Genomic DNA, 12,338 nt, shown 5'->3' with positions numbered 1-12,338 from the left:
GTGCCAGCGGGTCAACGTTAACCGGCCAGCCAGCCTTGCCAGTCAACCTTGGCGCGATCGGTGTAGGCCTTGTACCTGTCTTTGCGGCCACGTCGACCCGATTTCAGACCGTCTACAGGCGGGAACAACCCGAAATTGACGTTCATCGGTTGGAATGTCTTGGCCTCGGCCCCGCCGGTGATGTGGGTGATCAGGGCCCCCGTGGCCGTGGTGTCAGGCGGCGCGCTGGCGGATCGGCCGAGGATCTCTGCACTGGCCAAACGCCCGGCCAGCAGACCCATCGCGGCACTTTCGACGTAGCCTTCCACACCTGTGATCTGACCGGCAAAGCGCACATTGGGGCGCGATTTCAGGCGCATCTGATCGTCCAGAAGGGTCGGAGAATTGATAAACGAGTTGCGGTGGATACCGCCCAAACGGGCAAAGCTGGCATTCTCCAATCCGGGAATCATTTTGAAAACATCGGTTTGCGCACCGTACTTCATCTTGGTCTGGAACCCGACGATGTTGTAAAGAGTACCAAGCTTGTTGTCGCGCCGGAGCTGCACAACCGCATAGGCTTTGACATCCGGCTGATGCGGGTTGGTCAGCCCGACAGGTTTCATCGGTCCAAAGCGCAGGGTCTCGCGCCCACGCTCAGCCATCACTTCAATGGGCAGACATCCATCAAAATATCCCGCGGTTTCACCTTCGCGAAACTCGGTCTTGTCGGCCGCCAAAAGCGCGTCAATGAACGCCTCGTACTGGTCTTTGTCCATCGGGCAATTGAGGTAGGCTGTGCGCTCTTCCTCTGTCTCGCCCTTGTCATAACGTGACTGCATCCACGCCTTGTCCATGTCGATGCTCTCGGCATAGACAATTGGCGCGATGGCATCAAAAAACGCCAAAGCCTCGGAACCTGTTTCAGTTGCAATCGCCTCTGCCAATGCCCCTGAGGTCAGCGGCCCGGTGGCAATGATCCACTGTCCTTCTGTCGGCAGTTCGGTGATCTCGCCATATTCGACGGTGACATTGGGGTGCGCCAAAAGCGCATCTGTCACCGATTGGGCAAAGGGATCACGGTCCACGGCCAATGCGCCACCTGCGGGCAGCTTGTGCTTGTCCGCGCTGGCCATGATCAACCCATTTGCGGCGCGCATTTCCCAATGCAACAGCCCGACGGCGTTTTGCTCGCTGTCGTCAGAACGGAAGGAATTGGAACAGACCATTTCCCCCAAAAGCCCGGTTTGATGCGCAAATGTACCCACTTTGGGCCGCATTTCGTGCAAAACCACGGGAACGCCCGCATTGGCAGCCTGCCAGGCGGCCTCTGATCCGGCCATGCCGCCGCCAATGATATGAAGTGTCTCTGTCATGCCTGCGATGTAGGGGAGGGCGCGGCAAGAGGCAATACACGCTGGACCTTTGCCCTGGGGATCTCATCTGATTTTGAGGAGTGTTGTGTTTTGGGGGCGCCGCTGCGGGAATGGTCGGTCAGTGAGAGGCTGACCTGGAGGGACCTTCCGCCGGCGGCGACCCAAAATCATCATAGACGTGTTCGTCTTGCCCCAAACATGCCCTAATCGTGCCCCATTTGAAAGCGCTAAAAATTCAACACTCTGTTTCAAATGGGAAACAATCGAAATTCAGAGGCAGACTCAGTCCTGCGACCAGTCAGGCGGGCGTTTTTCGAGAAAGGCGTCGATGCCTTCCTTTGTGTCACCGCGCAGCGTATTTTGCACCATGACATCGCCGGCAAAGGCGTAGGCTTGTGCAGTACTCATCTCAAGCTGTTGATAAAACGCCTCTTTCCCGATTCTCACAGCGGGGCCAAGTTTCCCTGCGATCCGTTCGGCAAGGGCGGCAGTGGTATCCTCAAGCTCTGCCTCTGGCACGGCTTTGTTGATCAGGCCCAGATCAACGGCGCGGTCTGCGCCGATAAATTCACCAGTGGTCAGCATCTCAAATGCTTGTTTTCTGGGGATATTCCGGGTCAATGCCACCATGGGTGTGGAACAAAACAACCCGATGTTGACGCCATTCACCCCAAACCGGCAGGTGTCGGTTGCCACCGCCAGATCGCATGTCGCAACCAACTGGCACCCTGCGGCAGTGGCCAGCCCATGCACCTGCGCGATCACCGGCTGGGGCAGGGATTGGATGCGGGTCATCAGGGCCGTGCAGCGATCAAACAGATCCTTGAACGCTGCCGCGCCACCATCGGGGGCTTGGCGCATCGCGGTCATCTGGCGCAGATCGTGACCGGCACAAAACGCCTTGCCTGTCCCGGCGAGCGTGATGACACGGGTTTTCGGGTCATTTGCAAAATCGTCCAGAGTCGTTTGCAAAGCTGCCAACATCTCATCCGACAGGGCATTGAGCCGTTCTGGCGCATTCATCGTCAGATGTGCAACGGCGCCCCTTTGTTCCACTGTCAAAATTGTCATCTTGCCCTCCGCCGCTTTCCACGCCAACTCTAGGCCAAGCGTTAAGGAGAGAACAAGTATGGCCGCTGTCATGACCGCACAGGAACTTACTGAATTTCTGCGCCTTGTGTTTGAACAGGTCGCGGATGATTTTTCAGTAGATCACGTGGGTGACGGCGAAGTCACCATGCGGCTTTTGACGCAGAATAAACATCTGCGCCCTGGCGGAACAGTGTCCGGCCCGTCAATGTTCGCGCTGGCGGATGTGGCGGCCTATGTGGTCACACTGTCGATGATCGGACCGAAGGCGCTGGCGGTGACGACAAATTGTTCGATTGATTTCATGCGCAAACCGGTGGCCGATGTGCCGCTTGTCGCCCATGCAAAGCTGCTCAAACTGGGCAAACAACTGTCGGTCAGTGACGTGATGATATATTCTGAAGGTATGGACAAGCCGGTGGCACGGGCCACGCTGACCTACGCCATTCCACCCAAGGCGATGGGATAAAAGCAAAAAGGGGCCGGGGTGACCCGGCCCAAGTGAAGAGGTCTGGAACCTGTCACGGGGAAGTTACAGCTTCCAGAACACGCGGGAGGCCTCGCTCAAAGCCTGGTCCGGTGTCAGTCCCACATCGCGCAGCTGCCACGGTTCAAGCTGTTTGAGCGCTTGTCGTGTGCGATAGCGAGTGGCCCAATCCGTCACGCAGACCGCAAATTTCACCGCCAGAATTGCGACAATCGGCATGCCGCGCTGGTTCAGGTGCTTCATCACTTCGTGAGTGTGGGTCAATGCGTGTGCCATGGGAATCTCCTTCAAAAATTGTATTGACACAATGCAGCCAATTGCTACAATTGATGTGATACAAATAATGATACAAAGCTGCCAGAGGTTTATTGTAATGGGTACAATTTGGTCTCCCGAGGTACTGCAAGGCCCCGGGCCTAAGTACAAAGCAGTCGTGGATGCCATTCGGGCGCAAATTGTATCAGGTACAATGCCGGAGGGGACCAAACTGCCCCCGGTGCGGGATCTGGCCTGGCAGCTCAAGATCACCCCGGGCACCGTGGCGCGGGCCTATACGATCCTGACCGATGACGGCACATTGCGGGCCGAGGTGGGCCGCGGGACGTTTGTCGCAGCCCCCCGTCAGGGGGAAGCGCCGCTCGGGCCCATCGAAGTGGACGTGGTGCGCCACAACACCCCTGACACAAGCGGATATGTGAACCTGTATTCGCCGCATTTGCCAACCGTGGGGCAGGCAGGATTGATCCGGAAACTGATGGGAGAAATTGCCGCTGACCCGCCATCGGGCGTGATGCATTACCCAACCCGTAACAGTTCCGAACCGGCCCGCGCGGCGATGGCGGAGTGGCTTAAAGGCACGCCTATCGGGCCGGTGGATGCCCGCGATGTGGTGCTGTCCCATGGCGGGCAAAGCGCCATCATGCTGATTTTGCAGACCATTCTGCGCGGTCGCCGTCCAGTCGTCTTTATCGAGGAACTCGCCTATCCGGGCTTCCGGCGCACCGCGGAGCTGTTGCGGGCCGAGGTCGTGCCAATCGCCATGGACAAAGACGGGGTGATCCCCGAAGCCCTTGCAGCCGCTGCAACACGCCATCCGGAGGGGCAGGTGTTTTGCACATCACCCGAAGTGCACAGCCCAACCTGCAGCTTTACCCCGATGTCGCGCAGGCGCGCGCTGGTGGAGGTGTGCCGGGCCCATGATTTGCAGATCATGGAAGATGACTGTTATCGCATGGGCCGGGCCGAGGGGGCAGGGTATCGGCAATTGGCGCCTGAGCGCGGCTGGTATCTCAGCTCGCTGTCCAAATCCATCACACCGGCGCTGAGGGTGGGCTGTGCGGTTGCGCCGCGCGGCATGGAAAACGCGCTGCACCGGACAGCAGAGCACAGCTATTTTGGCCTGGCGACGCCAATTACCGATCTGGTGGCCAAATTATTGGTACATCCTGCCTTGCCGCCCATTACCGATGCGGTTTTGAAGGTTTTGGGCCATTATGTGCAGACCGCCGTGAATGTTCTGGGCGGTTATGATCTGCAATGGCGCGAAGATGTACCATTTTTATGGCTGGCCCTGCCGCAGGGCTGGCGCGCAACGGCCTTTTGCCAGGCGGCAGAGAAACAGGGGGTGCAGATCAGGGCGGCAGAGGAATTTGCCTGCCGAGACGCCCACAGCCCCCATGCCGTACGGATTTCAATCAATGCAGGCATTGATCTTGAAACATTTGAGGCGGCAATGGTGCGCCTGGTCGGGCTGCTTGACAATCCGCCGGAGCAAATTGGCGTCTGAGGTTGGGGTAATATAATACCTAATTAGCAAGCCATTGTTTTTAAACAAATATATATGACTTGCACCGCTTGACGTGACATTGGGGATGTTTATAACCCGCCCATCACTGACAGGTGTCGTGCATTTGCGCGGGGCCGATCACCACCAAACGGGAATTTCCGATGAAAACCTTCTCTGCAACACCGGCAGACATCGACAAGAAATGGATCATCATCGACGCTGAAGGCGTTGTTTTGGGCCGTCTTGCTTCGATCGTTGCCATGCGCCTGCGCGGCAAGCACAAGCCTTCTTACACGCCTCACATGGATTGTGGTGACAATGTCATCATCATCAATGCTGAAAAGATCCAGATGACTGGCAAGAAGCGCGAAGAAAAGTTCTATTGGCACACCGGTCACCCCGGCGGCATCAAGGAGCGGACCAAGGAACAGATCCTTGAAGGCGCGCACCCAGAGCGTGTTCTGACCCTCGCGGTCAAGCGTATGCTGCCTGGCAACCGTCTGAGCCGTCAGATCATGACCAACCTGCGCGTCTATGCCGGTTCTGAACATCCACACGAGGCGCAAAGCCCCGAAGTTCTGGACGTGAAGTCCATGAACAGCAAAAACACGCGGAGTGCATGAGCATGGCTGACGAAATCAACACACTCGAAGATCTCGCACAGGTTGCCGGTATCGAAGCGGCGCCAGAAGTTGAGATGACCCCACGTGAGCCCGTCCGCGATGAACTGGGCCGGTCATATGCCACTGGCAAACGTAAAGACGCGGTTGCCCGCGTTTGGATCAAGCCTGGCTCCGGCAAGGTCATGGTGAACGGCAAAGAGCAGAACACATATTTTGCACGTCCCGTTTTGCAGATGATCCTGGCGCAGCCGTTTGGCATCACCAACACCGAAGGTCAGTTTGACGTTTATGCCACCGTGAAAGGTGGCGGTCTGTCTGGTCAGGCCGGTGCGGTCAAGCACGGGATTTCCAAAGCGCTGCAGCTTTATGATCCCTCCCTGCGCGGCGCATTGAAAGCGGCAGGCTTCCTGACCCGCGACAGCCGTGTGGTTGAGCGTAAGAAATACGGTAAAGCCAAAGCGCGTAAGAGCTTCCAGTTCTCCAAGCGTTAAGTTTATCGCAACGATTTTGGGAAAGGCCGTGCCGCAGGGTGCGGCCTTTTTCATTTTTCCCGGCGCATTTGCGCCGCGACCCGCCGGGGGAGGCCAGCCTCCCCCGGACCCCCACCGGAATATTTTGAGCCAAAAAGGGGAGCGACGGTTTCACCTGTCCGCCATGGTGCTTAGATTGAGGCAAAGCAGGAGCATGTGATGGAATATTCGGTTTTGGATTTAGCACCGGTGCCGGAAGGAACGGATGCCGTTCAGGCGATGAAGAACACGGGCGATTTGGCGCAAAGGGCCGAGGCATTGGGCTATCACCGCTATTGGATGGCGGAGCATCACAACATGCCCGGGATTGCCTCAGCCGCGACTGCGGTTCTGATCGGTCATGTGGCGGGGCAAACCAAGCACATTAGGGTCGGGGCCGGTGGGATCATGTTGCCCAATCACGCGCCTTTGACGGTGGCGGAGCAATTTGGCACCCTGGCCAGCCTTTACGGGGACCGGATTGATCTGGGACTGGGCCGGGCGCCGGGCGGCGATCCGGCGGTCTATCATGCGTTGCGGCGTGTGGGCAGCGACGATTTTTCCGGAGATGTGGCGGAGTTGATCGGCTACCTTGGCGATCCGCGCCCCGATGCGCCAGTGCGGGCCTTGCCCGGTGAAGGCACCCATGTACCGGTCTGGATCCTTGGGTCTTCGCTTTACGGGGCGCAATTGGCGGCGCAGATGGGGTTGCCTTACGCCTTTGCCTCGCATTTCGCACCTGATGCGCTGGATCAGGCAGCGGAGATGTACCGTCGGTATTTCAAGCCATCGGTACACTTGGACGCGCCAAGATTCATGTTGGCGATCAATGTGTTCGGGGCGGATAGCGATGCGGAAGGCGCTTATCTTCGCAGCACCATGCAGCAGGCTTTTGCGCGGCTGCGCACAGGGCAGAGGGGCAAGTTGCCGCGTCCGGTTGAAGATGTTGACGCGGTGATCGGGGCGGGTATGCGCCGGGCCGTGGATCAGGCCTTGCGGGTGTCGGCGGTTGGGTCTGCTGATACGATCAAGCGGCAATTGGCGGAGTGGATCGAACGCTATGGGCCGGACGAAGTGATCCTGACCGGGCAGATCCATGATCACGCCGCGCGGGTGAAAAGCTTTGCCATGGCGGCGGAGGCGCTGGACAGTTTGGCCTAGATGTCGCCATCCACCAGTCCGAGGCCGCGCAGGTAGATGCCGATCCCGGTTTCCAACAGGTCATCTGGCGGAAAGGGCGAGGCGCGGCCCGGCGAATTTCGGGCAAACAATTCGACCACGCCGTGGCTCATCGCCCAGATATGGGCAGAAAACATCGTGGCAGGCGGGCGTTTGTCCGCTGGGATGTGCTGGCTGAGATCTTCGGCGGCCTTTTCCAGCACAGCGTTGGCGCGGTTGGCGGCACTGGCCAGTTCGGGCGTGCGGTTCACCGATATGCCGCTTTCGAACATGGCGATGTAATGGCCGGGATGCTTGCGGGCAAAAGCCAGATAGGCCCGGCCCGTGGCCTCAAACGCCTTGAGCGCCGAAGGTTGCCCGGACTGATAGGCAAAATCCATCAAATCGGCAAAGATTTCATACCCTTGGCGTGCAGCTTCGGCGATCAGATCTTCGCGCCCGTCGAAATGCCGATAGACCGCCGCAGGGGTCACGCCGGCCTGTTTGGCGGCCTCTGACAGGGTGAATCCCATAGGTCCGCGCAGCTCAATCAGCTTGAGCGCGGCGTCTATCAGAGCCTGACGCAGATTGCCGTGATGATAGCCCTTTTTAGGCATCCCAAAGGTCCGGACCGCCGCAGATCGCATCGTCGATCTTGCCGATGGCCTTGCTGTCCTTGCGGTCATACTCAAAGGCATGCAGCACGGTGCGGATTGCATTCAACCGCGCCCGGCGTTTGTCATCAGAGCGCACGATGGTCCAGGGGGCGTTGTCGGTGTGGCTCCGGGCGAGGGTGTCTTCGATGGCACTGGTATAGTCGTCCCATTTCGCCAGACCTTTGACGTCAATCATGCTGAGCTTCCATTGCTTCAGCGGGTCAGATTCGCGTGACAACATGCGGCGCAACTGTTCGCCGCGTCCAACGTTCAGCCAGAATTTGAACAGATGGATTCCGTCGTCCACAAGCTGTGCTTCAAAGGGATTCACCTGCCGGAAAAAATGCGCGTTTTGCGCGGGGGTGCAAAAGCCGAAGACCGGTTCGACCACGCCGCGGTTGTACCAGGACCGGTCAAAGAACACCATTTCCCCAGTTGTGGGCAAATGTTTGATATAGCGCTGGAAATACCACTCACCCTGTTCGGTTTCGGTGGGTTTTGACAGCGCGATCACATGGGCTGAGCGCGGGTTGAGATGCTGGCGAAAGCGGCCAATTGTGCCGCCCTTGCCAGCCGCATCGCGCCCTTCAAAGAGACAGGCGATGCGGGTGCCGCTGGACCTTGTCCAGGCTTGCAGTTTCACCAGCTCGATCTGTAACCGCTCCATCTGCCGGTCATAGACCTTGCGGGCCATGCGTTCAGGGTGCGGATAGCTGGCGGTGATAATGTCGTCTTTGTCGGCGCGCCGGATCGCGTTGCGGATGGCCTCGGGCGCATCATTCTCGAAATAGGCGCTGATCGCGCCGTCAAAGGGCAGGTCCATGGGGCCTCCTGATCACTGTTGATCTTAATATGGGATGTTAACAGGCTTAACGCAAACCCGCAGAGGCTGCCGCGCGGTCAATTGCGGCGATCACGGCCTCCGGCTGTGTGTGTTGTGGCATATGCCCTTCGCCCGGCAGAATGGTCAGGTTGCCGTTTGGGACATCATTGATCAGCACCTTGGCATGTACCACCGCGGGAACGATTGTATCGGCATCGCCATGGATGATCTCGATCGGCATGGTCAGCGTGTGATATTCTTTTTGCATTTCAACAACATGGGGGCGCAGCGACATGACCTGTTGGGCATTGGCGCGCAGGGTGCTGCGGCGCAGGCTGAGGTCCACGCCCAGATGGCTGGCATAGCCCGGTGGGGGCGATTGTGGTGCAAAAATGCTTTCGATGCTGCTGGCGATATAGGGTTCCGGCACAAAGGCCGTGATCAGGGGCACAGCCAATCCGCCTCCGATCGACGATCCGGTGATCTTGTAGGTCCAGCCCAGATCACCGGGCCAGGGTTCGGACACCGCCGAGACCAGCACCAGCGCCGCGGTTTCGTCCGGGCGTGAAAGCCCCCAGGCCAGAGCCACAGCGCCACCAAAGGAATGGCCCAATACAATGGGCTTGGTGACACCGATCTGATCTGCGGCGCCCTGCAACAGCGCGGCCTGTTCCTGCGGGCTTTCGGCGCGGGTGTTCCAGGCGCCTTTTGCGTCCGGCAAACGGCCAGTCCAACCCAGACCGGGGCGGTCAAAGAGAATCACGCGGTAGCTATCCGACAGGCGGTCCGCAAAACCGAGGGTGAAATCACGCAGATTGCCGCTGGCCCCGTGGATCATTACCAGATCAGGGCCAGTGCCCATGATCTGGTAATGCACGGCTACGCCATTCACATCGGCAATCTGGCCGGTTGGCGGATGTGCAACCACAGCACGACGTTCCTGCACCCCAGCCCGCCACTGGGTCAGCGCTACGATCCCTGCGATCAGGATCAGGAGGAGGGCAATTTTACCGGCCAATTTGGTCCATATCGAAATGTGTCGTTTGATATATCTCGTTGATCCAATTGCCATATAGGAGATGGGCATGGCTGCGCCAGCGGTTGGTGGGCATCACATTGGGATCATCTTGAGGGTAGTAATTGCATGGCACATTGATCGGCGTTCCGGCAGCCACATCGCGATCATATTCCTGCTTCAGGGTGTCGCTGTCGTATTCAAAATGGTTGAACACATAAAGCGCACGGTGATCGGGGTCTTCGATCAGACAGGGGCCAACCTCGTCACTGACCAACAAGGTGTTGAGCGCAGGCACCGCATCGACCTCATCCTGTTTCACTTCGGTCCAGCGGGACACAGGCACCACACATTCATCGGAAAACCCGCGCAGATAGGGCGATGCGGGCGCCATGTTCTTGTGCCGGAAACAGCCAAAAGCCTTGTGCTCCAGCATATGCTTATTCACGCCATGGAAATGTTTGATCATCGCCATACCGCCCCAGCAGACACCAAAGGTGGAATGCACATTGGTTTGGGTCCAGTTCATGACCCGCTCCAGCTCTTCCCAATATGTGACCTCTTCAAAGGGCATATGTTCGATAGGGGCGCCGGTGATGATCAATCCGTCAAACTTTTCGTCGCCGACCTCTTCGAAGGGGCGGTAGAAGCTCTCCATATGTTCTGCGGCGGTGTTGCGGGTCCGGTGTTCGGACATGCGCAGCAGGCTAAATTCAATCTGCAGGGGGGTTGCACCGATCAGACGGGCGAACTGGTTCTCCGTCTGGATCTTTTTCGGCATCAGGTTGAGCAGCGCAATTTTCAGCGGGCGAATGTCCTGCCGCGCGGCCAGTTCCTCATCCAGCACCATAACACCTTCGCGCGTCAGCACGTCATAGGCGGGCAGGGTGGCGGGGATCTTGATAGGCATGGCTCAACTTCCGTAGGTCAGAGACGATTAGATAGACCGCCCAAGGCAGAGTGCCAAGGGGGCGGTCGCGGGGCCGTGATCGGAGGCCAAGGCTAGGCCGGCAGGCGGCCCGCGATCAGGTCAACAAAATCATCCTGCATGCGCAGTTGCCCGATATCATCCGCCGTGATGGTCACACCCCAGTTTGACATCGCCTCATAGCGTGGCTGGCGGTGTGAGAGAGCCTGTGCATAGGTCCAGCGGATGAAGGCATCTGGATCAACGTCGCCTTCTACAATGTTGTTTTCTTTCAGATAACGCGCCCATGCCTCTGCCAGAAATTCCGGCTGATAGGCCATCGGTTTGGGCGCCCGGTCAAAGCGGCGGATCAATTCCTGAGTATGTGCCTCATCGCCCTTGATCCAGACCAGCAGACATTCCTCCGACAGTTTGGTCAGCAGCGGATCGTTCGGATCTTCGGGATCGACCCATTCACAGATCGATCCGCCCGTGTCGCAGATAAAATGGTCATACCCGTAAAGTGCCTGCGCCCTGGCGGCGAAATGCGCGGTGTCTTCGAGGGCCGCAATCTCGGCCTGACGGAACGCTTCCTGGCGTTTGGCATAGTCGGCCATGGGCAGCCCGCCCTTGTCGGGATCACCGGGTTTGCCCAGCCATGTTGCAACCGGGCTGAGGTTTTCGAATGTGATGTTGGAGCCGATATAAATGCTGTCACTCAGCAGCAGATCGCGCAAAAAAGGCACTTTCATCGCTTCGGCCTTGGCGTTGTCGGCAATCAGTTCGCCCAAATAGCGAGTGCCGATACGGTAATCGATGGAATAGTGGAACCAATCTCCAGAGCCGCGCAGCAAGCCGGACAGATGGGTTTTGCCCAGACCGGACATGCCAAAGATAAGCACCTTTCGGTGGGGGGCATCACGCCATGCTTGGGCGGTGGGGTACAGCATAAATTCGGGTCCGTGGTTCAGTGTTTTTCTTTACCTAGCGGAGCCTTTTAAATAACGCCAGATGCGCCCGTCCAATACCAGCAAACCAATCGCCAAAAGGGCAAATCCGCCATAGGCCGCAGGGCGCAGGGATTCGCCCAGCAAAACCGCCCCAAGGACAATGGCGAAGGGCGGGATCAGCAGTGTCACCAGCATCAGATTGCCGCTGCCCGCCATGGCAAGAACCCGGTAATACAGCAGATAGGCAAGTGCCGTCGCGATCAGGGCGTAATAGCCGATCGCCGCCATGGTGCGCGGCTCAAGCGCGAGGGTGATTGGCCCCTCAACGCACCACGCTACGGGCAGGATGATCAAGGTGCTGCCCGTGACCATGCCCGCCGCCGCCACCTGCGGCGGATGCCCGGCAAGGCGTTTGCGGGCCCAAACACTGGCCAGCGCATAGGAAATCGTGCCGCCAATCACCGCCAGCTGCCCCAACGAGCGCAGATCAAAGCTGCGCAGATTGTCCAGACCGATGGCCGTGGCCACACCGGCAAAGCCAAGACCGACGCCGATCACCTTGCGCAGGCTGAGCCGTTCATCGGCAAAAAACATTGCCGCCGCCAGAACCCCAAAGATCGCTGTGGCTGCATTCAGGATCGAGGTCAGCCCGCTTTCGATATGCAACTGCCCCCAGGCCATCAGGCCAAAGGGAATCACATTGTTCAAAAGCCCCATCACCAGAAACGCACCCCAGACCCGCGGATCACGGGGGATCTTCAGCCCCATCACGAGCACGGCCCCCCAAAGGGCCAATGCGGCCCAGCCCACTCGGTGCGCAACTGATGTCAGCGGCCCAACTTCATCCAGCGCAATACGAATAGAGACAAAGGACGCACCCCAGATGGCGGCCAGCAAAAGCATTTCTACCCATGCGCGGGAAGAGACTGTTTTTTGTTCACTCATGACCATCATCTAGCCCGCCCGTTTCCCTGCCATCG

The 12,338-nt window shown here is 58.5% G+C and carries 14 protein-coding genes; 5 read left to right on the top strand and 9 right to left on the bottom strand.

Translation table 11 applies throughout. From position 1 onward, the window contains the following. Positions 1-17: 17 nt before the first annotated feature. Both trmFO and K3754_RS10330 read right to left on the bottom strand, forming a co-directional pair. Complete coding sequence (gene trmFO, locus K3754_RS10335; RefSeq protein ID WP_259937064.1) at positions 18-1,355, bottom strand: methylenetetrahydrofolate--tRNA-(uracil(54)-C(5))-methyltransferase (FADH(2)-oxidizing) TrmFO; 1,338 nt, start codon at positions 1,353-1,355, stop codon at positions 18-20. A 282-nt stretch (positions 1,356-1,637) separates the two neighbouring features. Continuing rightward, a complete protein-coding gene (locus K3754_RS10330; protein WP_259937062.1) occupies positions 1,638-2,426 on the bottom strand; it encodes an enoyl-CoA hydratase in 789 nt (262 codons plus the stop codon). Between the two features lie 58 nt (positions 2,427-2,484). On the opposite strand from K3754_RS10330, the gene K3754_RS10325 reads away from it, so the two are divergent. Continuing rightward, complete coding sequence (locus K3754_RS10325) at positions 2,485-2,913, top strand: PaaI family thioesterase (protein WP_259937060.1); 429 nt, start codon at positions 2,485-2,487, stop codon at positions 2,911-2,913. Between the two features lie 63 nt (positions 2,914-2,976). Here K3754_RS10325 and K3754_RS10320 read toward each other — a convergent pair whose 3' ends face one another. Then, positions 2,977-3,207 (bottom strand): DUF1127 domain-containing protein, encoded by a 231-nt coding sequence (locus K3754_RS10320; protein WP_203211139.1) that lies wholly within the window; start codon positions 3,205-3,207, stop codon positions 2,977-2,979. A gap of 97 nt (positions 3,208-3,304) precedes the next feature. Between K3754_RS10320 and K3754_RS10315 the strand changes: the two genes are divergently transcribed. From K3754_RS10315 to K3754_RS10300, 4 genes are all read left to right on the top strand, one after another. Beyond that, positions 3,305-4,717, top strand: a complete 1,413-nt coding sequence (locus K3754_RS10315; RefSeq protein ID WP_203211140.1) for a PLP-dependent aminotransferase family protein — start codon at positions 3,305-3,307, stop codon at positions 4,715-4,717. Positions 4,718-4,878: 161 nt separating this feature from the next. After that, positions 4,879-5,340 (top strand): 50S ribosomal protein L13, encoded by a 462-nt coding sequence (gene rplM, locus K3754_RS10310; RefSeq protein WP_203211141.1) that lies wholly within the window; start codon positions 4,879-4,881, stop codon positions 5,338-5,340. Positions 5,341-5,342: 2 nt separating this feature from the next. Further along, complete coding sequence (gene rpsI, locus K3754_RS10305; protein ID WP_203211142.1) at positions 5,343-5,831, top strand: 30S ribosomal protein S9; 489 nt, start codon at positions 5,343-5,345, stop codon at positions 5,829-5,831. A gap of 198 nt (positions 5,832-6,029) precedes the next feature. After that, positions 6,030-7,010 (top strand): LLM class flavin-dependent oxidoreductase, encoded by a 981-nt coding sequence (locus K3754_RS10300; RefSeq protein WP_259937057.1) that lies wholly within the window; start codon positions 6,030-6,032, stop codon positions 7,008-7,010. Here K3754_RS10300 and K3754_RS10295 read toward each other — a convergent pair. The 6 genes from K3754_RS10295 to K3754_RS10270 form a co-directional block, all read right to left on the bottom strand. Next, on the bottom strand, positions 7,007-7,624 hold the full coding sequence (locus tag K3754_RS10295) for a TetR/AcrR family transcriptional regulator (protein WP_203211144.1): 618 nt from the start codon (positions 7,622-7,624) through the stop codon (positions 7,007-7,009). The two genes, K3754_RS10300 and K3754_RS10295, sit on opposite strands and share 4 nt — an antisense overlap. Then, entirely contained in the window at positions 7,617-8,486 is an 870-nt protein-coding gene (ppk2, locus tag K3754_RS10290) for a polyphosphate kinase 2 (RefSeq protein ID WP_203211145.1), read from the bottom strand. Before ppk2 ends, K3754_RS10295 begins: the two co-directional genes overlap by 8 nt. 46 nt (positions 8,487-8,532) lie before the next feature. Then, positions 8,533-9,504 carry an alpha/beta fold hydrolase gene (locus K3754_RS10285; RefSeq protein ID WP_259937054.1) on the bottom strand — a complete coding sequence of 324 codons (972 nt, stop codon included), beginning with the start codon at positions 9,502-9,504 and terminating at the stop codon, positions 8,533-8,535. Continuing rightward, the gene (gene metA, locus K3754_RS10280) at positions 9,494-10,411 is read right to left on the bottom strand and encodes a homoserine O-succinyltransferase (RefSeq protein ID WP_259937052.1); all 918 of its coding nucleotides are present in this window, start codon (positions 10,409-10,411) and stop codon (positions 9,494-9,496) included. The genes K3754_RS10285 and metA overlap by 11 nt, the downstream gene beginning before the upstream one ends. A 92-nt stretch (positions 10,412-10,503) precedes the next feature. Further along, positions 10,504-11,358 (bottom strand): ATPase, encoded by an 855-nt coding sequence (locus K3754_RS10275; protein ID WP_259937050.1) that lies wholly within the window; start codon positions 11,356-11,358, stop codon positions 10,504-10,506. 30 nt (positions 11,359-11,388) lie between these two features. Continuing rightward, the gene (locus tag K3754_RS10270; RefSeq protein WP_203211148.1) at positions 11,389-12,303 is read right to left on the bottom strand and encodes a DMT family transporter; all 915 of its coding nucleotides are present in this window, start codon (positions 12,301-12,303) and stop codon (positions 11,389-11,391) included. Positions 12,304-12,338: the final 35 nt, after the last annotated feature.

This window comes from Sulfitobacter sp. M368, assembly GCF_025141875.1.
In the GTDB taxonomy this organism is placed as follows: Bacteria; Pseudomonadota; Alphaproteobacteria; order Rhodobacterales; family Rhodobacteraceae; genus Sulfitobacter; species Sulfitobacter mediterraneus_A.
This window is presented reverse-complemented; position numbering and strand designations above follow the sequence as displayed.

Excerpts from the sequence above, each read along its gene's own strand:
- K3754_RS10300 (WP_259937057.1), top strand. The coding sequence starts at position 6,030 with ATGGAATATTCGGTTTTGGATTTAGCACCGGTGCCGGAAGGAACGGAT.
- K3754_RS10275 (WP_259937050.1), bottom strand. The coding sequence starts at position 11,358 with ATGCTGTACCCCACCGCCCAAGCATGGCGTGATGCCCCCCACCGAAAG.
- K3754_RS10325 (WP_259937060.1), top strand. The coding sequence starts at position 2,485 with ATGGCCGCTGTCATGACCGCACAGGAACTTACTGAATTTCTGCGCCTT.
- K3754_RS10330 (WP_259937062.1), bottom strand. The coding sequence starts at position 2,426 with ATGACAATTTTGACAGTGGAACAAAGGGGCGCCGTTGCACATCTGACG.
- K3754_RS10320 (WP_203211139.1), bottom strand. The coding sequence starts at position 3,207 with ATGGCACACGCATTGACCCACACTCACGAAGTGATGAAGCACCTGAAC.
- trmFO (WP_259937064.1), bottom strand. The coding sequence starts at position 1,355 with ATGACAGAGACACTTCATATCATTGGCGGCGGCATGGCCGGATCAGAG.
- rpsI (WP_203211142.1), top strand. The coding sequence starts at position 5,343 with ATGGCTGACGAAATCAACACACTCGAAGATCTCGCACAGGTTGCCGGT.
- rplM (WP_203211141.1), top strand. The coding sequence starts at position 4,879 with ATGAAAACCTTCTCTGCAACACCGGCAGACATCGACAAGAAATGGATC.
- K3754_RS10295 (WP_203211144.1), bottom strand. The coding sequence starts at position 7,624 with ATGCCTAAAAAGGGCTATCATCACGGCAATCTGCGTCAGGCTCTGATA.
- K3754_RS10270 (WP_203211148.1), bottom strand. The coding sequence starts at position 12,303 with ATGAGTGAACAAAAAACAGTCTCTTCCCGCGCATGGGTAGAAATGCTT.
- ppk2 (WP_203211145.1), bottom strand. The coding sequence starts at position 8,486 with ATGGACCTGCCCTTTGACGGCGCGATCAGCGCCTATTTCGAGAATGAT.
- metA (WP_259937052.1), bottom strand. The coding sequence starts at position 10,411 with ATGCCTATCAAGATCCCCGCCACCCTGCCCGCCTATGACGTGCTGACG.
- K3754_RS10315 (WP_203211140.1), top strand. The coding sequence starts at position 3,305 with ATGGGTACAATTTGGTCTCCCGAGGTACTGCAAGGCCCCGGGCCTAAG.